We start from the raw sequence: 23,289 nt of genomic DNA, 5'->3' as shown, positions 1-23,289 counted from the left end.
CCTCCGGAGGGAGCGGAGCGGCGGCGGGTCCGTACAGGGTTTCGCGGCCGGATCGCCTACCACAGCAGCAGAGGACACAAGGCAACGCACACGGACGGGAACGGAAACAGAAGAACAACTACTTCCACATTCGGGTGTACCGGTGCTATTTTCAACCCTCCTGGGGAGCGGTCGGGGAGGGGGAGGCGCGTATGCCGTTCGACGAGAACATGAGCGCCTCCCAACGCAAGGCGATCGAGGTCCTCACCGGCATCCCCATCCCCAAGGCGAGCATCAACACCCTGGGCCGCGGGTCGGAGGTCTACGCCGCCCTCGAACAACGCATCAAAGCCCTGGACGACCTGTTCGACCTCAGCCGCGTCCACGCCCGACGCCACTTCAGCGGCAACACCGCCCAGAACTACGAACGCTCCCTGGACCAGTTCACCACCGGCGACAACGACTACGTCGGCTCCGCCCGCTCCAACGCCGCCACCATGTCCAGCGAACTCTTCAAGGCCCGCGCCAACGTCGAGTACATGCACATGATGGTCATCGGCCAGTTCGTCCAACTCCTCGCCGAGATCGCCTGGGCCATCGCCACCGCCAAGTTCACCTTCGGCGCCTCCTTGAAGTGGATCCCCATCTTCAAGGCCATCCGCAGCCTGGCCATCCGCCGCATCCTGACCTGGCTCCTGATCACCGTGCCCGGCCACCAGATCATCAGCCAGATCTTCGCCAGCATGGACAGCATCATCCAACGCATCCAGATCGGAAGAGGCACCCGCCACCACAAGGACCCCAACCTCACCCGCAGCGCCCACATCGGCGCCACCATCGAAGGCGCCCTGTCCGCCGTCTTCTCCGCCGGCATGGACGGGCTCTTCAGCAGACAACTCACCGACCTGTTCAGCGACCGCGTCGCCCGCATCACCGACCTCCCCGACCCACCACCCCTGACCAGACCCGACCCCACACCCGGCGGTCCCCCTCCCGGCCCCCTCAACAACACCCCAGACGCTCCGCCGCCCGGACCCCCCTCCGGGGGCGGACCCGACGGACCGCCCACCGGACCCGTCAAGGACACCCCGCCCCCCGGCAACCCCAACCGCGACACCGACACCGACACACCACCGCCGCCCGGCGGCGGACCCGACGGGCCGCCCACCGGCCCGGCCAAGGACGACCCGCCCGCGACGAACCCCGACCGGGGACCGGACTCCCCCGCGCCCAAGGACACACCGGGCGCGGACCTGCCCGCACCTTCCCTCAACAAGGACCTGGCCGAAATCTTCGGCCGACACAACGAGGAATTCCTGGTCCCCTACAACCCCGCCAGCCCCATCGGCGCGGGCGCCTTCGACAACGCCGCCAAAGCCGCCGCAGCACGCAACGAGTTCGCCGACCTCTTCGCCCGCCACTTCGGCGACCACATCGGAGACACCGCGGCACGCGACCTCGGACGCGACTACGCCGACACCCTCGCCCGCAACTGGACCGACCCCAACCTGGGCCAGCACCTGCGCGACACCATCGGCGACCGCCTGCCGCCCTCCACCCGCGACCACCTCTCGGATGTACCGGTCACCCTGCAACAGCCCCTCAACGACTACTTCTCCAAGAAGAGCACCTACGCCCAACAGGTCGGCGGCAACATCGTCACCGGAGCCCTGGAGGGCTACCTCGGCGAGGGCCTGGGCAGCATGGCCGACGGACGCGGATGGGAGGCCTCCGGCTACTCCGCGACCGCGGGCGCCACCCAGGCGGGCATCCAGCAGGGCGCCACCGACGGCATCCTGCACGGCGCCGACCTGTTCAAGGACAAGGGCACACCCGACCTCAACACACCCGCGCCCCAGACCGAGAGCGACGGTTCCGGCGGCCGGACCGACGACCGCGCCGACTCCGGCGGCACCGACCCCTGGTGGCGCGGGGACGACGCCCCCGGTCAGGGCGGTGACCGGACCCCCGAACGCAACGGCTCCCCCGTACCCGCGCCCGGCGACCGGACCCAGTCAACAGACGACCGCGACGACGGACCCGCCACGTCCTCACAGGACGACGAACGGTCCCTGTACGACAGCGGTTCCGACTACGACAGCGACGCCTCGTCCGTCTTCGACCGGGACGAACGCTCCTCCCCCTACGACAGCGACGACGAGACCTCGCTGTTCGACACCGACGAGGCCGCCCCCCAGCAGGGCACCACCACCGACAAACCGAACGGGAGACCCGGCCCCGACACGCCCTCCGTCCCCGGACCGCGGAACGAGCCGCTCGGAGTGGACTCCCCCCGCCCCGGATCCGGCGACGACCCCTTCCGGACGGGCACGAACAACGGCCCCCTGGCCACCGACTTCCTCAACGCCATCGTCCCCGACAACCCCATGGCGGCCGCGCCCCCCAGCGCCGAACAGACCGCACCTGACACGGAGAGGAGCGGCGAGACCAACCCCGACGACCGCTCCGTTCCCGAACAGGATCAGCGGCAGAACACCGCTCCCGTCGCTGTGGCGCCCTCGGTCGGCCAAGCGACTCCGCCCCCCGCGCCCGCCCCGCAGAACCCGGCCCCCGACACCGGCCAGCGCTCCGCACCCACCGAGCGCAACAGCGGTGAACGCTCGCCCCAGCGCACCAACGACACCACCACACCGAACACGGCCGCCGACCGGTCGGCCAACGACGACCTCCACACCGTCACGACAGACCCCCCGCCCGCACCGGAGACCGAGACCACCGGCGGCACCACCACCGAGCGGGACGACACGAGCGACCCGACGAACGAACGGCACGCGACCCCCGACACCGTGAGCGTTTCCGAGCAGCGGACGGAGTCGGAGGACGACCCGCCGCCCTCGCCGCCCTCGCCGCCCGCCGCCGACGAACGCACCGACGAACGCACCGACGAACGCACCGACGAACGCACCGACGAACGCACCGACGAACGCACCGACCACAGCGATACCACCGTCAGGACGGAGAGCGGACCGCCGCCGCAGGCCGAGGACACTGACCCCCTCCCCGGGACGCTGGACGACCCCTCCCCCGAGCCCGCCCCTCCGGCCGACTCCCAGGACGACCGGGACGCCGTTCCGCCGCCCCGTGCGGAGGAGCAGGACGGCGCTCCTCCCACCGCGCCCGTCCCGCCGCCCGCCATGGCGCCCCCACCCGTTCAGGGCGATCCGTCCACCCCCGCTCCCGCCGCAGCCGACGGGCAGAGGACCCCCTCCCCCCAGACCCCGCCGGACAGGATCACCACCGCGATCCGGCTCGGGGAGATGGCCTCGGCCAGCATCAAGGACGCGATCAGCGGCTACCAGCGCGCCCAGGACCTGGTCGGCCAGACCCGGGAGGCCGAGAGTCAGGGCCGCCCGGACGCCGCCGACCTGCGCTCCCAGGCCCACGAGGCACAGCGCCAGGCCAACGAGGCCTACCGGACCTACGACCTCCTCGCCCAGATGCAGGCCGATCTGCTGCGCACCGACCAGCCGGTCACCGTGATGACCGTCCTGGAGACTCCCGCGAGCCCGAGCGACGACGCCGGACCCGTCCCCCTCGGCGGTACCGACGGGGACATCCCGCTCGGTCCCCTCGACACCGGCTCCCCCGTCCACCAGGAGGAGACCGCGCCGGAGGGCGCACCACTGGAGGGGACCGCGCCGGAGGGGACCGCACCGGAGGGCGCACCACCGGAGGGGACCGCGCCGGAGGGGACCGCACCGGAGGGCGCACCACCGGAGGGGACCGCGCCGGAGGGGACCGCACCGGAGGGCGCACCACCGGAGGGGACCGCACCGGAGCAGCCCCCGGCCCCCACCTACAACGGCACCTTCACCCCGGACCGGAACAAGCCGTACGACCTGGGCTACCTGACCACGTCCAACCTCCTCGGTCCGAACATGCTCTTCGCCGAGCACCTGCACGGGTTCGTCGACAGCGTCCTGGCCGACACGCCTGCCATGCCCGAAACCGCACGTCAGCAGATCCTGGACGACGTGGCCGCCATCCTCACGAAGGAGGGGCCGCGCCCCTTCCTCCGCGAGGGCGGGCGCACCGTCAGCACCACCCACGACGGGCAGACGTGGAGCGCCGACATCGATCTGCGCCCACTCGACGGCGATTTCTACCACTTCAAGACCGACTCCCTGAGCGGCGAGGACTCCAGGCACCTGAGGCTCCACAACGCCGGACCCGGGGTGGCCTCCAGCGAATCCGGCTCCCAGAACGGGAGCGGCTCCGTCGGCGTCAAGTTCACGGGAAGCCCCATCTACCTGGCCAACGTCAGCGGCAGCGACATGGGGCCGATCTTCTCCATCGGCGTACGCGGCGGCTCCCAGGTCCGGAGCACCGGCGGATCGGCCGCGATCAGCGCCAACTCCGGTACCGGCATCGAGCTGCTCGGCACCCCGAACGTCTACGTCAGCGACCTGCACATGAAGGCCTCCGTCACCGGACCCGGCCTCACCGCGCCGCGCGTGCGGGAGGGGACCGCGTACGACGGGCTGCTCATGAACCTGCCGGGCGAGGCGGTCTCCTCCGACGGCCCCCGGCAGATCACGCCCGACAACGGAACGACGGACGCGAACGGGCACCACAAGCCGGTGAACCGCCCGTTCGTAGGTGCCGCACACCCGCTGGAGATCACCCGCTTCTCCCCGGTCCCACCGGCATCCGACAGCGGAACCGGTGGGAACACCGCCTCCGGCGACCGCGGTGACAGCACCGACACCGCGACGACGGACGGCGGCGGCAGACCGGGGCGAAACAGCCTCGGCACCTGGCTCGCCGACCACCTCCTCCCCCCTCCCAAGGGAGACCGGGGCGACGGCCGCGCCCCCTCCAGCAAGGAGAGGCGCAACAACGAGTACCGCGCGCGGATCGAGGCCGCCTTCGACAACGACCAGGTACAGCAGTACCTGCCGCAGATGTCCAACGGTTCCGCGCACATCCGGATCGACATCCCCGGGAGCCCTTCCCGGTACATGCGGATGTGGTCGGTGTCGACCCAGTACGACCGCAAGGACTTCGCCCCCGGCCTGGTCGACTTCGTGCACAGCAACACCGCGGTCAAGAGCGTCTCCTCCAACGTGCAGCACTCCACCACGGTGTCCGGTTCGATCGGCACCGGCTTCGGCATCTGGATCGAACTGCCGGACGGCAAGAGCATCCGGCTCGAAGCACCCTCCGTGGAGTACTCGGCGACGCTCAAGAAGAGCACGGGCACCACCCTGAACACCTCGGGGACGATCAGCGATATCGTGCACTCCCCCTCGGCCCACGCGGCCTACGACGTCAAGCGCGACTTCTACGTCCACATCCAGGGCGAACCGCGACCGCACCGCTTCGAGGGCAACTCCGTCGAGCTGCTCACGGTCGAGGACGCCCGCCTGCTCAACGGTGAACCGCCCAAGGTCCAGTCCTCGACCGACGGACCGGCCGCGCCGCCCCGGCCCCCGTTCCCGAACCTCGCGGTGGACCGCCCCACGAATCTGAGCGGGTCCACCGTGCTCGGGTTCGGCCACCTCCCCCCGCCCGCTCCGGAAAACAACAGTGACACCACTGGCACCACCGGAAACGCCAACACCACAAGCAGCACCACAGGGAACACAGAGACCACAGGGGCCGGCGACACCCTGGCCACGGACACGACGACGGACACGACCGGGAACGACGGCACCGACGGCACCGACAAGACGTACAACTCACCGGAGAGCTCGTTCTACGACGACCTGGCGTACGAAGTACTCAAAGGCATCTCCGAGAAGCACCCCGGCATGGTCATCCCGGACCTCGCGCGGACCAGGAAGGACTACGCCGTCCGCCCCAGCCACATGGAGCCGGACGCGGTCCGCAGCTTCCGCGAGCGCTGGGGCCTGCGCCGCAACGCGGACGTGGCACGGGAGAACACCCAGAAGGTCAGGGACGCGCTCTCCGAGTCCCGCATCAAGAGCAGCAAGTTCGACCTGCCCTACGACGGCATCCCGGTCCGCCTCAAGGAAACCGCCGTGATCGACGGGAGGACGGTCCTCCCGGACAGGGGTCTGCGCCCCGACCACGTGACCCTGCGCGTCTACGGCGAATTCGGGAAGCTCGAACACCAGTTCGAGACGACGGCCAGCGGAGGCGGCCGGTTCGCCGGCTCGTCCGGCGTCACCGTCACGAAGGGGTCGAACCTCAACCACTCGCTGAGTTTCACCGTCGGCGGCAGTGTGCGCGACGACGCCAAGGGCGACGCACGCGGTGTTCCCGGCACGCTGGGGAACCCGATGGTCGCGCTGTTCACCTCCTTGGGCTTCGGAAGGGAATCCGCCCAGAGCATCTCCCGCAGCGTCGAGGAGACGGTCCTGTTCAACGGGGACTCCGACGTGTGGACGTCCCGCACCCGCTTCACCGCCCGGCTGTTCGAGAACGACGACCTCGGGATGACGCGCGACGGCAGGTCCCAGCACGAACACGGGACACCGCTCCTGAAAGACGGGGGGATGGACACGCAGGTGGTCCTCCTCACGCCCAAGACGTCCCCGACGGCCTCGGACCCCACACGGACCGAGACCGACACGACCGACACCGACACGACCGACGACTGGCAGGCGCTCCCGCCCGAGCAGGTGAAGGACATGCTCACCCTGAGGCCCGCCCCGGCGGGCGGCGGGCGGGGCGGCCTGTGGACCGCCGTCCGGGACGGGGCCGTGCACACCTGGGGACGCCTGTCGGGCGGAGGCACCGATACCGCCGCACCCTCCCAGAACACCACCGCGCCTCCGGCGGACACCACCACGGTCACGGGCGCCGACGGCGACCGCTCCCCGAACGACCGGCCGCCGCAGGACCCGCCGACCCTGGGGCAGCTCCGCGCGCAGGCGCTCCACCGCGCCGGCGCCTTCTTCGAGCACATGCGAACCCATTTCGGCGACAGGGACCAGACCCCCGGGCTGCGGGAGCAGGTGTACCGGGCCCTCTCCGAGAACGGGTTCACGCGCAAGCGCGTGTCGTACCTCTCCCGGTCGCCCGGCAACGGTCAGCGGATCGAGCAGTCCCTGTCGTCGGAGGTACTCGCCACGGACAAGAGCACGACCAGCAAGTTCGGTTCCCGCTCCCGCCACGAGATGAGCAGCCGTCTCTGGTCACCGCACAAGGTCCGGGTCACCAACGTCACCAGGTCCGAGTTGGGCGCCGTCACCGACTTCCGCCCCGTCGACGCCCAGATGCGGTGGGGCGGCGGCAGCGAGACGGTCCTGTCCGCGGTCTCCTCCCGGAGCGGCAGCCTCGGACTCAGGTTCGGCGGGGGCGGAGCCCGCAACCCGAACCCGCCCGGCTCCGACGACTCCCTGCCGAAGGAGGCCGTCAAACCGATCCCGGTGTTCGGCACCTCCCTCTCCCGCACGCTCTTCTCCCGCGGCACGTCGCACAGCCAGTCGTCCACGTTCTCGTCGTCGGTGCTGTTCATCCCGAACAACACCAAGGCCTACGCCTTCCGTGCCTCCGGCCACGTCACCCTCCTCACCGAGTTCCTGAAGAACTGGAGCATCGGCCCGACCCTGGACTGGAAGACCCTGTTCCGCGGGTGGACCCGTCCGGTCACGGATCTGGCCTCGGGCTACGTGCACTCCCGCGACGCCCAGGAAGAAGGGATGGTCCGGGACCGGGCGACCCGCGACGGCGACAGGGTGGACCTGAGCCCCCACGACAACCCGGAGAAGCCCGAGAACGCGCGGGTGCGCCCGGGGTTCGAGAACAACGGCAGGCAGATCCAGCCCGCCGACCCCGAGGCCGCCGCCCAGGCCCTGGTGGACACCCTCGCCTCGAACGGACTGGAGCTGACGCTCGGCGGCGGCCGGGAGGCCCTGCTGAAGCGGCTGACCACCCATCTGGCCCAGAACCCGGACCCCACCGCCCCGCTGCCGCTCAACGTCCGCGCGCTGGGGCCGGAGCCCACCTCGGACTCGAAGCCGCGGACGCAGCGTTCGAGCTTCACGGGGAAGCTCTACGTGGAACTGATCAGGGACCCGAAGAGCACCAAGGTCTCGCACGTCGACCAGGCCGACTACTACATCGAGTCGCACACGGTGAAGGCGACCGACGCGCGCTCGCGGAGCGACGAGACCAGCAGGACGGTGAGCTCGGACGGCGCACTGCTGATACCTCCGCCCTACCCTCAGGACGACCAGGGGCCGGACGGACAGCCGGGACACCGCGCCCTGTTCACCACCCCCGCCGGGGAGGTCTCCGCCTCCAGCAGCGACGGGCGCTCCTCCGGACAGTCCCAGGACGACGCCCGCACCATCGAGCTGCACCTGAAGACCCCGTACGCGAAGGTCAGCACGGACACGAGCCTCAAACTCAAACTCCAGTTCGACGAACCCAAGGGCGGCGAGAACGGCAAGGAGCCGCAACCGGTCTACGAGGTCACCGCCGACAGCGGACGGGTCGACACGCTGTACTCGTTCGCGTACATGACCTTCGACCCCCCGGCGACGACCACCCCGGAAGGCGACACGCGGGAGACCGGAACCGACACGCGGGAGACCGGAACCGACACGCGGGAGACCGGCACCGACACGCTGTCGCCTCCGCCGGCCCCCGCCGTCACCACGTCCACGGACGGCACCGGCTCCACCGGGGCCGCTCCGCCCGACCGGAACACCACTCCGGCCCCGGAAAACGGCGACACCACCGGCACCACCGGCGACCGGACGGGGAGCGGCACGACGCGGCGGCCCGGAGCCCCCATCTACGCCTCCCAGGCCGACGCGTTGCGCACGTGGACCCGTGAGGCGGGTCCACGTCCCGGCAACGACTCCGCCCTCGCACTGACGACCATGGTGCAGGACTACGGAAAGGCGCTGCGCGAGCAGGCCAACATCGTCGTCGCGCGGTCCGCGGGCTGGAAGCCGCCCGAGGGGCAGTCGGCCGAGGAGGCGGCGAACGCGGCGCGGGCCCACCTCGCCGACGTCTACGGACTGGACCCGGTCTACAACGAGATCGACGCCAGCCTCAGCGACGAGGCCATCAAGGCGATGGACCCGTCGGCCTCGCTCGACCCCGAGGGGGTGCGTTTCAAGGACATCGAACTCCCCGGGTGGATCGACAGGGTGGTGCGGAGCAACCACACCGAGTGGGGTGCCAAGGCCCTGCCGAGCACCCGCGGGGCGAAGATCCTGGACGCGCGGCCGGACGGCCAGCTCAGCGACTCCCGTGTCCGGCCCCGGACGGACAGCTCCGGCAGCTCCCACGGCGGGGGCCAGGGCTTCGGGGGCGGGTTCCGCCCCGCGGGGATAAGCACCGAGAGTCCCGTCTACGACCGCCACGAGGGCATCTACACCGGTGCGGCGGCTGCGAACACCGGCTCGTCCCATGGGGCCGCGTCGGGCTCCAACCAGACCGTCAAGGGCTACCAGGAGTCCGACCAGCTCCGCCAGGGGCCCTTCTACCTCGTGGAGCACGACGTCACCTGGGCGTTCGCCGCGGGCAGCAAGCTCACGGCGCCCGCCGCCTTCCACCTGAAGGACCCGAGCCTTCCGCAGACCCCGCTCCACTCCCGGCCCACCCGATGGATCGTGGACCAGACCACGATCCGGATGGCCAAGTGGTACTCGGAGGCCGACGCGATCGCGATGGGCTTCCTCAGTCCGGACCAGGTCGAGGGCCTGGCACCCGTCAAGGACGGGATCCACAAGGCGCAGGAGGAGTTCAGCAAGGCGGAGGCCGAGTACGCCGACACCCGGGCCCCGATGGAGGGCCTGGCCCAGAGGTACGCCGACAAGCCGGACGAGCAGAGCGCCAGGGACGCCTACGAAGACCAGGAGAAGGCGTACACGAAGGCACTGGCCAGCTTCAACCAGAAGATCAGGGCCCTGGTCCAGACCCTGAACGACACGCGCACCACCCTGGGGGGCATCGACCAGGGGACGAACGGCGGCACCGTTCCCCCCGGACGCACGTCGAGCGGTGACACGAGCGGAGGGGCAACGACCCGTGCACCGGCCCCCGCCGACACCACCTCGACCACCAGCACGACCGGGGACACGACCACCGGCACCACGACCGCTGGCACCGGCAGCACCACCGGAGACAGGGATGTCACTCCCGGAGACACCACGACCACCGGCGACACCGATGGCGCCACCACGACCACCAGTGCACCCCAGCCGACCATCACCGTGACCCCGCCGCCGGACCCGGCGCCCGCGCCCACGGGACCGAGCCAGGCGCTGGCCGACCGCTTCCGTGCGGAACTGAACCTCGTCGCCGCGGAGCCCGAAACCCCCGTCCGGGACACGGACACCGTGGACGCGCGGATCCAGCAGGCCTCCGACGCCGCGGACACCGCTGACCGGGAGGCCCGTGCCGCAAGCGATGCCGCGAACGACCTCTCCACCGCCCTGGAGAACGGCACGACCGAGCTGGGGAACGGCACCCGCGTCCTCACGGGCTCCGACGGCGGAGCACCCGCCGCCGGGGCCGACGGCGCCCCCTCACCGGGGGCCGAGCAGCAGGCGCGTGACGCGCGCACGGCGGCGGACACGGCGCACACCGACGCCACGACCGCCCGCGACGCCTTCACCACCGCCCGCGACGACGCCCTCACGGCGAGACCCGAGCCCCGTGGGGACGCCTCCGCCGAACAGGCCGAGACGGACACCACCGCGGCCGAGAACGCGGCCGACGCCGCCCGGGAGGCGGCCGACCAGCACCGGGAAACCGTCACCCGGCTCGGGAACGACCTCGACGGGGCCCTGGCACGGCACCAGACGCTCAGCACCGCCGTGGACGGCCTGTCCGGACAGGACCGGACCACCGGCGAAGGCCCGGCCGCCCAGAGCGCGCGGGACGGGGCCGTGCGGGAGGCGCGCGAGGAGGCCGACAGCCTGGTCTCCGCCCTGGAGGGGATCGCCGAGCGCGCCGACACCGCGCGGACCGACGCCGAGACGGCGAAGAGGGACGCCGACGCCGCGAAGGCGAACGCCGACACCGCGAAGGCGACGGCCGACCGGGCGGCCGCGGACGCCGAAGCCCTGCGGACCTGGGCCGAGGGGCTCCGCACCAGCGCGTCCCACCACCGGGACAGCGCCGACCGGGCCGCCCAGGACGCGCGGAGGGCCGGGGAGGAGGCTCAGCGGGCCGCCGACTCGGCCGCGAAGGCCCGTGCCGCCGCGGACGAGGCCGCTGGGGTGAGCGCCCGCGCGGAGGACGCCACCACGAGAGCCGAGCAGGCCGATGAGCACGCCCGCGCGGCCCGCGCCGCCGCGGACCGCGCGGTCCAGGCGGCGGTGAACGCCCCCCAGCCCTCCCCCGGCGGCGAGACGGCGTCGGACGGCACGGACGCCCGGGGGACGACGGACACCCGGCAGGACGCCGCCCGCCGGGCCGCGGAGGACGCGCGGGCGCGGGCCCGGCAGGCCCGGCAGACCACACGCGACGCGGTGCGGACCACGACCCGGGCCGCCGAGGACGCGAAGCAGCTGGCCGAGCAGGCACAGGACCTGCGCACCAGGGCGGAGACCACCGCGCGGGAGGCCCGGGAGGCCGCCGCCCGGGCGAACGAGGCACGCGGGATCGCCGAGAAGGCCCGGGAGGACGCCGACGCGACCGCGAAGACGGCCGACAGGACCGCCGCCGACGCCCAACGCGCACACGAGTCCGCCCAGAAGGCCGCCCAGAAGGCGGAGACCGCGGCCAAGGACGCCGAGACAGCCGCGGAGACCGCGCAGGAGGCCCGCGACGACGCCGAGAACATCGCCACCAGCGCCCGCGAACGCGCCGACGACGTACGGCAGCTGCTGGAGAGGATCACGGCGGCCGCAGAGCGGGGAAGGCCGTCCTCCGAGGACGGCGGCCGGAAGAAGGACGACGACAAGGACGGCGGCCGGGACGAGGACGGTTCGGGCAGCAGCGACGACCGCAGCGGCGACGACGGCGACCGCTCCGAGGACGGGCGCGGCTTCGGCACCGGACGCGACACCGAGGGCGGCGACAGGAGCCGCGACACGGAACCGGACCACGGCAACCGCTCCCGGCACGAAGGCGACCAGGACGGCTCCGACACCGAGGGCGGCGACAGGAGCCGCGACACGGAACCGGACCACGGCAACGGCTCCTCGCGCGGAGGGGACCGGGACGGCTCCGCTCCCGCGAACACCCGTGGTCGGGGCCGCCCCTCCCCCCAGGCCGTGTCGGACGGGATCACCGCCGCCACCAGGCTCAACGAACTGGCCTCGGCCAGTATCAAGGAGGCGCTCAGCGGCTACCAGCGCGCCCAGGACCTGGTCAGCCGGTCCCGGGAAGCCGAGAGCCAGGGCCGCCCCGACGCCGCCGACCTGCGCGCCCGCGCCTACCAGACGCAGCGCGAAGCCAACGAGGCCTACCTCGACTACCGCGGCTTCGCCCGGATGCAGGCCGACCTGCTGCGCCCCAGGGACCCGATCACCGTCATGACCGTCATGACGTCCCCCGCGGGCCCGAGCGGCGACACCGGCCCCGTCCCCCTGGGCGGGACCAGCAGGGACGTCCCGCTCGGCCCCCTCGACACCGACTCACCCGTCCACCAGGAGGGCACATCACCGGAGGGGGCCCCGCCGGAGGGCGCACCGCCGCTCCCGACCCTCACCTACGACGGCGGCTTCGTGCCGAACCGGAGCGGTCAGAGCTACGACCTGGGCTACCTGACCACGTCCACCGTCCTCGGACCGCACATGCTCTTCGCCGAGCACCTGCCCGGGTTCGTCAACGACGTCCTGACCAGTACGCCGGGCATGCCCGACACCGCGCGGCAGGGGATCGTGGACGGCGTGGTCGACGTCCTCACGAGGGAGGGGCCGCGGCCCTTCCTCCGCGAGGGCGGGCGCACCGTCAGCGCCACCGGCGACGGGCAGACCTGGAGCGCCGACATCGACCTGCGCTCCCTCGGCGACGACTTCTACCACGTCGACGCCAAGGCCCTGAGCGGCGGAGGGGACTCCAGGTTCCTGAGGCTCAACGACGCGGGGCCCGGGGTGGACTCCAGTGACGGCGGGTCACGCGGCGCGGGCAAGACCGTCGGCGGCAAGTTCACGATGAGCCCCTTCTACATGACCGGCGTCGACGGCAACGACGCCGGGCCGATCGCGGCCATCGGCGGGCGCGGCGGCACGAAGGTCCGGGGCACCTCCGGATCGGCCTCGACCAGCGCCAACTCCGCCACCGGCATCGAACTGCTCGGCGCCCCGAACATCTACGTCGGCGACCTCGGCATGAGGGCGTCCGTCACCGGCCCCGGCCTCACCGCGCCGCGCGTCCAGGAGGGGACCGCGTACAACGGGCTGGCCATGAACCTGCCGGGCGAGGCGGTCTCCTCCTCCGACGCGCCCCCGCGCATCACGCCCGACAACGGACCGAGGGACGCGGACGGGCACCATCCGCCGGTGAACCGGCCGCTCATGGGCACCGGCCACCCGCTGGAGATCACCCGCTTCTCCCCGGTCCCCGCGGTGTCCGGCACCGGAACCGGCGGGAACACCGCGTCCGGCGACGGCGGGACCGGCCGCGGCGGAGAGGACGGCCGCGGAGACGGGACCGACCGCAGAGGCGGAGGCGACCGCGACGGCGGCACCGCCGCCGCGGGAGGCGGCGGCAGGCCGGGCGGGAGCACCCTCGGCACCTGGCTCGCCGACCACCTCCTCCCCCGCCCCAAGGCGGACCGGGGCGCCGACCACACCCCCTCCCGCAGGGAACGGCGCGACGACGAGTACCGCGCGCGGATCGAGGCCACCTTCGACAACGACCGGTTGCAGCAGTACCTGCCGCAGATGTCCAACAGTTCCGCGCACATCCGGATCGAGATCCCCAACAGCCACCCGCGCATCATGCGGATGTGGTCGGTGGCGACCGAGTACGACCGCAAGGACTTCGCCCCCGGCCTGGCCGACTTCGTGCACAGCAACACCACGGTCAAGAGCGACTCCTCCAGCGTGAAGCACTCCACCGTGGCCTCCGGTTCGGTCGGCGGCGGCTTCGGCGTCTGGCTCGAACTACCGAACGGCAAGAGCGTCCGGCTCGACGTGCCCTTCGTGGAGTACTCGGCGACCTTCGAGAAGAGCACCGGGAGCACGCTCAACACCTCGGGGACGAGCAGCCACGTCGTGCACGCCCCCTCCGGCCACGCGGCCTACGACGTGAAACGCGACTTCTACGTCCATATCCAGGGCGAGCCGAAAGCGCACCGCTTCGAGGGCAGCTCCGTCGAGCTGCTCACGGTCGAGGACGCCCGCCAGCTCAACGGCGAACTCCCCAAGCCCCCGTCCTCGACCGACAGCCCGTCCGCGCCGCCCCGGCCCCCGTTCCCGAACCTCGCGGTGGACCACCCCACGGACCTGAGCGGGGCCACCGTACGCGGATTCGGCCACCTCCCCCCACCCGCTCCGGCGGACAACGGCGGGACGACGCAAAGCACCGGGGACGACGGCGCCGACGGCGACACCCAGACACCTCCCTCACCCCAGCGCCCGTTCTACGACGACCTGGCCTACCGCGTGCTCAGCGACATCGCCGAGAAGCGCCCCGGCATGGTCATCCCGGACCTGGCCCGGACCGGCAAGGACTACGCCGTCCGTCCCAGCCACATGGAGCCGGACGCGGTCCGCAGCTTCCGCGAGCGCTGGGGCCTGCGCCGCAACGTGGACGTGGCGCGGGAGAACACCCTGAAGGTCATCAACGCGCTCTCCGAGTCCGGGCTCAGGAACGGCGCGCCCGACCTGTCCGGCAACGGCGTCCCGGTCCGCCTCAAGGAATCCGCCGTCATCGACCCGACGATGATCCGCAAGGACAGGGGCGGCCGTCCCGCGACGGTGACCGTGCGCGTCTACGGCGACTTCGACCGCCTGGAGCACCAGTTCGACACGACCGCCAGCGGGGGCGGCCGTTTCGCGGGCTCGGCGGGGATCACCACCACGAAGGGGTCGAGCGTCAGCCACTCGGTCGGCGTCAACGTCGGCGCCAGCGTGCGCACCGACGAGGGCGCCGACGCACGCGGCGTCCCCCGGGTCATGGGGAACCCCTCGGTCTCGTTGAACGCGTCCCTGAACAAGGGCGAGGGGTCCAGTCAGGGCCTCTCGCACAGTTCCGAGGAGACGGTGCTGTTCAGCGGGGACTCCGACGTGTGGACGTCCCGCACCCGCTTCACCGCGCGGCTGTTCGAGAACGACGACATCGGGATGGCGCGTGACGACAGGCCCCAGCGCGAACGCGGCATCCCGCTCCTGGGCACGGGGGTGGACGCCCAGATGGTCCTCCTCACGCCCAAGATGCCGCCGGTGTCCTCCGACTCCCCGCAGACCGTATCCGACCCCACGGGCACGGCCCGCGACGGCGAGACCGCCACCTCCTCCGACGGGCGGGAGACGCGCGACGCCACCGAGACCACCGTCACCACCACCCGGGAGGGGGACTCCGCGCGGACGGACACCGCCGGGAACACGGCGCCCGCCACGGCGGACGTCCGGCAACCGCTCACGCCCGAGCAGGCCCGGGACATGATCGTCCGGAACTTCGTCCCGCGGACCACCACCGGCGGTACGGGCGGCGACGACCGGGGAGGCCGGTGGACCGTCGTCCGGGACGGGGTCGTGCAGACCTGGGGACGCCTGTTCGGCGGGGGCACCGAAGTGGTCACCGCCTCCCAGGGCACCACCACCGGCGCCGACGACGGCCAGCCCGCCGCCCTGGCCTCACCGTCCGCCCCCGGAAACACCACGGACACCAGCACCGGCACCAACCAGCCCACCGCCCTGACCACACCGCCTCCTCCGGTCAGCACCGCCGACACCACCACCGGGACGACGCCGGAGAACACCCCGGCAGGAGACGACCGGAGCGGGGACGGCGCCCCCTCCAACCGCCCCCAGCACGGCCCGCTGACCCTGAACCAGGCCCGCGCCCAGGCGATCCGCCGCATCGGCGGCACCTTCGAGCGCGTGAACACCCACTTCGACACCGGGAGCCGGGGCATGCGCGGGCTGCTGGAGGAGACCTACCGGACCTTCTCCGACACGCGCAGCGGCCTCCACGACGGCTACCGGCGCAAGCTGGAGTCGTTCCTCTCCGACTCCTCCGGGGGCGGTCGGCAGTTCGAGAACCACCTGTCGGCGGAGGAGCTGGCCGCGAGCAGGAGCGTGACCACGCCGTCGGGCTCGCGCATCCGCCAGGAGATGAGCGGCGGCCTCTGGTCACCGCACGACGTCCGCGCCACCGTCGCCACCAGGGTCGACATCGACAGCGTCACCGACTTCCGCCCCGTCGGCGCCCAGATGCGGTGGAACGGCGGCAGCGAGGTGACCCTGTCCACCACCTCCTCCCTCACCGGCAGCCTCGGAGTCAGGTTCGGCGGGGGCGGAGCCCGCAACCCGAACCCGCCCGGCTCCGACGACTCGCTGCCGAAGGAGGCCGTCAGACCGATCCCGGTGTTCGGCACCTCCCTCTCCCGCACGTTCTTCTCCCGCGGCGCCTCGCACACCCAGTCGACCTCGTTCACGTCGTCGGTGCTGTTCATCCCGGACAACACCAGGGTGTACGCCTTCCGCGCCTCCGGCCACCTCACCCAGGCGATCGAGTTCCTGAAGAACTGGAGCATCGGCCCGCCCCTGAACTGGAAGACCCTGTTCCACGGGTGGACCGCTCCCGTCCAGGACCTGCTCGCGGGCTACGTGCACTCCCGCGACGCCCAGGAGGAGGGGATGGTGCTGGATCAGGCGACCCGCGACGGCGACAGGGTGGACCTGAGCCCGCAGCCCAACCCCAAGAAGCCCGAGAACGCGCGGGTGCGGCCCGGGTTCGAGGACAACGGCAGGCAGATCCAGCCCGCCGACCCCGAGGCCGCCATCCAGGAGCTGGTGAACGACCTCGCCTCGAACGGGCTGGAGCTGACGAGCGGCGGACGGGAGCTCCTGCTCCAGAAGCTGACCACGCACCTGGGCCAGAACCCGGACTCCACCGTCCCGGTGCCGGTCAAGGTCCGCGCTCTGGGGCCGGAGCCCACCCCGGACTCGCGTCCGCACGCCATGCGCTCGGCCACCCCGGCGAAGGTCTACGTGAACCTGACCAGGGACCCGAGCCGCACCGAGGTCTCCTACGTCGGCCAGTCCGGCTACTACATCGAGTCGCACACGTGGAAGGCCACCGACGCGCACTCGCAGAACAGGGGGACCGGGACGGCGGTGGGCGCGGACGGCGTGCTGCTGCAACCCCTCCCCTACGCCCAGGACGACCAGGGCTCGGAGGGGCAGCCGGAGCACCGCCCGCTGTTCGGCGCCCCCGCCGGGGCGGTGTCCTCCTCCAGCAACGACGGGCGCTCCTCCGGGCAGTCGCAGGACGACGCCCGCACCACCGAGCTGCACCTGAACACCCCGTACGCCAAGGTCGGCGCGGACACGAGGCTGACCCTCACCCTCGAACTCGGCGAACCCAAGGGCGGGGAGAACGGCAACGCGCCGCGATCGACGTACACGGGCACCGCCGACAGCGGGCGGATCGAGACGCTGTACCCGTTCGCGTACATGACCTTCGACCCCCCGGCGACGACCACCGCCGCGACCACCACGGGAGACGGCGCGCGGAGCACCGGCGCCGACCTGTCGGCGCCTCCCCCCGCCGTCACCACGTCCACGGAAGGCACCGGCTCCGCGCGGACCGCTCCCGCCGACCGGGACACCGCCGCGGCCCCGGAGGGCGAGGACACCACCGGCGACCGGACGGGAACCGACACGACCGGAAACGACCGCGCCCCCGCCCCCGCGGAGGGCGGCGGCACGACGCGGCGGCCCGCGGCCCCCGTCCACGCGTCCGTGTCCGAGGCGTTGCGCGCCTGGACGAACGAGGCCGGACCCCGGCCCGGCAACGACGCCGCCGTCACCAAACCGGCCATGGTGCAGGACGGCGGACAGGCGCTGCGCGACAAGGCCAACGTCGTCATCGCGCAGTCCCTGGGCTGGCAGCCGCCCCCCGGCACCCCCGAAGGGGGGCAGCCCACCCGGGCCACGGCGGACGCGGCGCGCGCCTACCTCGCCGACGCCTACGGCCAGGACCCGGTGTACAACGAGATCGACCACAGCCTCAGCGACAAGGCCCTCAAGGCGGTGTACCCGTCGGCCTCGCGCAACTCCGAGGGGGTGCAGTTCACCGACATCAGCCGCACGGAGTGGGGCGCCAAGGTCGTGCCGAGCAACCGCGGGGCGAAGATCCTGGACGCGCTGCCGGGCAGCCAGCTCAGCGACTCCCGCGTCCGGCCCCGGACGAACAGCGCGGGGGACTCCCACGGCGGGAGCCAGGGCCGCGGCGGGGAGTTCCGCCCGTCCGGGCTGACCACCGGCGGTATCCCCTACGACGGCCACGAGGGCATCCACACCGGTTCGGCGGCCGTGAACACCAGCTCGTCCCAGGGGACCGAGAGGGGCTCCAACCAGGCCGTCAAGGGCTACCAGGAGTCCGACCAGCTCCGCCAGGGTCCCGTCTACCTGGTGGAGTACGACGCCACCTGGGCGTTCGCCGCGGGCAGCAAGCTCAAGGCGCCCGCCGCCTTCCACCGGAACGACCCGAGCCTCGCGCCGACCCCGCTCCACCACCGGCCCACCCGCTGGGGCGTGGACGACGTCACGGTCAGGATGGCCGGCTGGTTCTCGGAGGCCGACGCGATCGCGATGGGCTTCCTCACGCCGGACCAGGCCAAGGACATGGCCCCCGCCATGGACCGGCTCACCCGGGCTCGGGAGGAGTTCAGCAAGGCGGAGACCGCGTACGCCGACACCCGGGCACCGCTGGAGGACCTGGCCGAGGGGTTCGCCGCCGAGCCGGACGACCGGAGCGCTGAGAGCGCCTACAAGGAGCAGGAGGACAAGTACAAGGAGGCGCTGCGCGACTTCGACCGCCAGATCGACGCCCTGGTCGAGACCGTGAACACCACGCGCACCGCGCTGGGGGAGGTCGGACAGGGGCCGGACGGCGGCACCGCTCCCCCCGTGCGCGCGGTCAGCGGCGACGGGACGACCACCCGCACACCGGTCACCGGGAACACGACCACGGGAAACACGGGGGCCGAGGGGAACACCGGCAACACGACCGTCAGCGACACGACCACCGGCACTACCGGCGACAGGGGTGTCACCTCCGGAAACACCACGACCACCGGCGACGTCACCACCGTTACCACCAGCGAGCCCCAGCCGACCGTCACCGTGACCCCTCCGGCCCCGGCGCCCGCACCGGCCGGGCCGAGCCAGACGCTGGCCGACCGCTTCATGTCGGAGCTGAACCTGCGTGCGCCGGAGCCCGACACCCCCGTCCGGGACCCCGGCGGCTCCAGCGGCCTCCGGGACGGCCAGGACCAGGACACGGGCACCGTGGACGCGCGGGTCCGGCAGGCCTCCGACACCGCGGACACCGCTGTCCGGGAGGCCCGCGGCGCACGCGATGACGCGAACGGCCTCTCCACCTCCCTGGACCACGGCAGGGCCGACCTCCAGCAGGGCACCCGCGTCCTCACCGGCTCCGACGGCGGAGCACCCGCAGCCGGGAGCGAAGGACGCACGCCCGCACCCGGGACCGACGGCGCTCCCTCACCGGGGGCCGAACGGCAGGCGCGTGACGCGCGCACGGCGGCGGACACGGCGCACACCGAAGCCACCACCACCCGCGACGCCTTCACCACCGCCCGCGACGCGGCCCGCACGGCGATGCCCGAACCCGACCGCGAGGCCTTCATCGAGCGGGTCCGGACGACCGTCTCCGAGACGGCGGAGGCGGACACCTCGGCGACCAGCGCCCAGGAGGCCGCGGGCGAGCAGGAGGACGCCGTCGCCGATCTCGTGGACGAACTCGACGCGACCCCCGAGCGCTACCGGGCGCTCAACGCCGCCGTGGAGGACCTGTCCGGTCAGGACCGGCCCGCCGGCGGCGACCGGGCCGCCCGGGACGGGGCCGCGCGGGAGGCGCGCGAGGAGGCCGAGAGCCTGATCTCCGATCTGGAGGGGATCGCCGAGCGCGCCGACACCGCCCGGGACGCGGCGGAGGAGGCGCGGACCGACGCCGGGACGGCGAAGGCGGAGGCCGACGCCGCGAAGGCGAAGGCCGACCGGACGGCCGCGGACGCCGAGGCCCTGCGGACCTGGGCCGAGGGGCTCAACACCAGCGCGTCCGGCCACCGCGACGGCGCTGACCGGGCCGCCCAGAACGCGCGGAACGCCGGTGAGGCGGCCCAGCGGGCCGCTGACACGGCCCGGGACGCCCGCGCCGCCGCGAACGCGGCGGCGGCCAGGGCCGACGAGGTGCGGGCGAACGCCGCGAAGGTGGCCAGGGACGCCGCTCAGGCCGAGGCCGACGCCCGCACGGCCCGCACCACCGCGGACCTCGCGGCCCAGGCGGCGAACGCCTCCCGGACCTCCTCCGGCGGGCGTACCGCGCCGGGCGGCACCGGCCCCCGGGGGACGGTCAACCCGTCCGACAGCGCTCCCGGCGACACGGGGTCGCAGGCCGCGCCGAACACGGCCGACGACCGCTCAAGGACGACGGACACCCGCCAGGACGCCGCCCGCCGGGCCGCGCAGGACGCGCGGGCGAGGGCCCAGGAGGCCCGGCAGACCGCCCGCGAGGCGGCGGAGCGCGCCGCCCGGGCCACCGAGGACGCGAACCAGCTGACCCGGCGGGCACAGGACCTGCGCACCAGGGCGGAGACCACCGGCCGGGAGGCCCGTGAGGCCGCCGCCCGCGCGAACGAGGCACGCGGGATCGCCCAGAGCACCCGCGACGCCGCCGACGCGACCGTGAAGATGGCCGACTCGGCCGCCGCCGACGCCCGCCGCGCCCATGAGTACGCGCAGCAGGCCGCCCAGAAGGCGGAGACCGCGGCCGAGCGCGCCGAGGAGGCCGCGGAGACCGCGCGGGAGGCCCGCGACGACGCCGAGAAGATCGCCGACAGCGCCCGCAAGCGCGCCGACAGCGTACGGAGGCTGTTGGAGAGGATCGACGCGGCCGTGGAGCCGGGGAGGACGTCCTCCGACGACGGCCCCGCGAAGGACCGGCGCGGGGACGAGGACGGCACCGGCGGCGACGGCTCGGGCCAGGACCGGACCGGGGGCGGCGGCCGCTCCCGTGGCGAGGGCGACCGGTCCGGCGGCGGCGACGACCGTTCCGAGGGCCGGGGCGGCTCCGGCACCGGGCGCGGTTCCGAGGGCGACGGCGGGAACCGCGGAAGGGGCGGGGGCGAGGGCCGTTCCTCGCGCGGAAACGGCCAGGGCGACCAGGGCGGCCGGGGCCCCCGCGACAGCGCGCCCACGGACCGGCGCGACCCGTTCCCCGACACCGGCTCGGACTCGGACTCGGACACCGATTCGGACACGGACTCCGCCCCGGACCCGGACGCGGTTCCGGACCTGGTCTCCGACGACGACCTGTCCCTGTACGACTCCCCCGACACACCGGTCCAGGACCGGCCCTTGCGCACACCGTTCGACGACGACCACCAGTTCAAGCCCCTGTGGGCCCGGGACGACCACGCCTTCGACGCCCTGGACCCCAAGCACTCCGGTTACGGAAGCGGTCCCCTCGGTTTCCTCGACCCGAAATCCCTGGACGCCACCCTCGGCCTCCTGGACTCCGGTTTCGGAAGCGACCGCCCCCTGCCCAGCTCGCTGACCGACATCGTGGCCTACCCCATGACCGGGGCCCCGGGCCAGCGAGGGGACACATCCGCGGACGGGGAGAACGACCAGCACACCGCCGGGTTCCATGACCCCTCCGCGGCGGCCTACGGCGAGCAGCCAGCGGCTTCGACCGAGGAGACCGCGCAGGACCGGGACGGGGACCAGGACGAGCGGATCGCAGCGCTCATGCTGTGGAACGGGACCTTCGCCGGTGTCGAGGACCTCGCCGAAACCACCGGATCCGATGTGGTGAGCCAGCAGGCGCTCGTCGAGGACGGCTCCGACGGCAGTACCACGCTCATGCGCTTCGCCAACGGCGCGCAGGCGGTCTACAAGGACACCGAGGGGGCCACCTTCGCCCGTGACCGCGCCGACGCCGAGCAGCTCGCCTCGCTGGTGGGCCGCGCCATCGGCGCCAACGTGCCCGGTGTCCTGCGCATCGGTGAGACCGAGGTGTTCATGCACTTCATGAACGGCGAATCCGGGTTCACCCACCTGGACAACCCGCGGTCCCCGCTCCTGAACACCTGGGACGGGCACGTGCTGGGCCTGCTGGACGTGCTGATCGCCAACGGCGACCGCAACCCGGGCAACTGGCTGGACCAGGGCAGAGGGCGCGTCGCGGGCATCGACCACGGCAAGGCCTGGTTCAAGTACGAGCACACGCCAGAAGACCCCACCGACCTGGAGGGGCTGGCCTACATCAACGGCATGCGGCCCTTCTACGACTTCGAGGCCAATACGTGGATCGCCAACCCGCTGACCCGGGCCGACATCCGGTTCCTGCGGGCCCGGCTCGCCGGGCTCCACGGCGAGTTCGACCGCCTGGGCCGGTCCGACTGGTTCGACGAGATGATGGAGCGCTTCGACATGCTGGCCCGCAACGCGCGGGGGACCACCGGCCTGTTCTCGGGGGGTGGCCGGTGACCCGTGTGCTCTACGCCCAGGACCGCCGCACGCAGCGGACACGGCCGTTCCTGACGCTGCACGACGACGGAACCCTGACCGCCCACGACCCGGAGACGGCCGGCGCGATCCCACGCCTGCGCGCCACGCGCGGCTGGTCCGGCGAGCGGATATTCGACGAGTGCGCCGCGCAGTCCAACGCCTACGTCCGCTACTTCGAGGAACCGGAGTGACCGGGCCCGGCTTCGGCACGCAGGGGTGTACTCCTCGAATCCAGTAGGCGAATTCCCACAGAACAGGGAATGAATTCCCCTCTCCCCGGAGCCGATCGCGGACCCATGTCCTGGCGTGATCCACTCCGCCCGCCGCCACCCTTTTCCGGGCACGAAAGTCCTCCCGCGAACTCGGTGAACCGGGTCGGACGGCACCGGCTCGCGGGCGGATGCGCCGGGCCTCGCCCGGCCCCACCAGGCCTCGCGTCCGAGCGCCGGAGCGGCATCCCCCGGAACGAGCCCCGGCGCGAGGGGAACGGGAAAAGAATATCCACCCGGTTCCAGGAGAACCGTTGCGGAAATACTCAGCGCGCCAACCCGGTGGAACACGTTGCAGAAAACTTCCACCGCCTCCATAGCACGCCCGTGACCTCCGGAAATTCACCGGGGAGCCCTTGGACGAGGGTTCCGATCCGGGTGACGAACCACCGATTCGCGCGTTTTCTCCGGTGTTACCTTCGTGGCCGCGC

The 23,289-nt window shown here is 72.7% G+C and carries 2 protein-coding genes; both read left to right on the top strand.

What is annotated here, in order from left to right:
- The first annotated feature begins 191 nt into the window (after positions 1–191).
- On the top strand, positions 192–22,568 hold the full coding sequence (locus tag EV372_RS20385) for a hypothetical protein (protein ID WP_130397298.1): 22,377 nt from the start codon (positions 192–194) through the stop codon (positions 22,566–22,568).
- Positions 22,565–22,780, top strand: a complete 216-nt coding sequence (locus tag EV372_RS20380; protein WP_013152262.1) for a hypothetical protein — start codon at positions 22,565–22,567, stop codon at positions 22,778–22,780. Before EV372_RS20385 ends, EV372_RS20380 begins: the two co-directional genes overlap by 4 nt.
- Positions 22,781–23,289 lie beyond the last annotated feature (509 nt).

Source organism: Nocardiopsis sp. CNZ308 (assembly GCF_004217075.1).
Note: the sequence above shows the minus strand (reverse complement) of the source record. Positions and strands in the feature narration are given on the sequence as shown.

Bases quoted from the DNA above. Each gene is read 5' to 3' on its own strand.
- EV372_RS20385 (WP_130397298.1), top strand. From the start codon at position 192: ATGCCGTTCGACGAGAACATGAGCGCCTCCCAACGCAAGGCGATCGAG.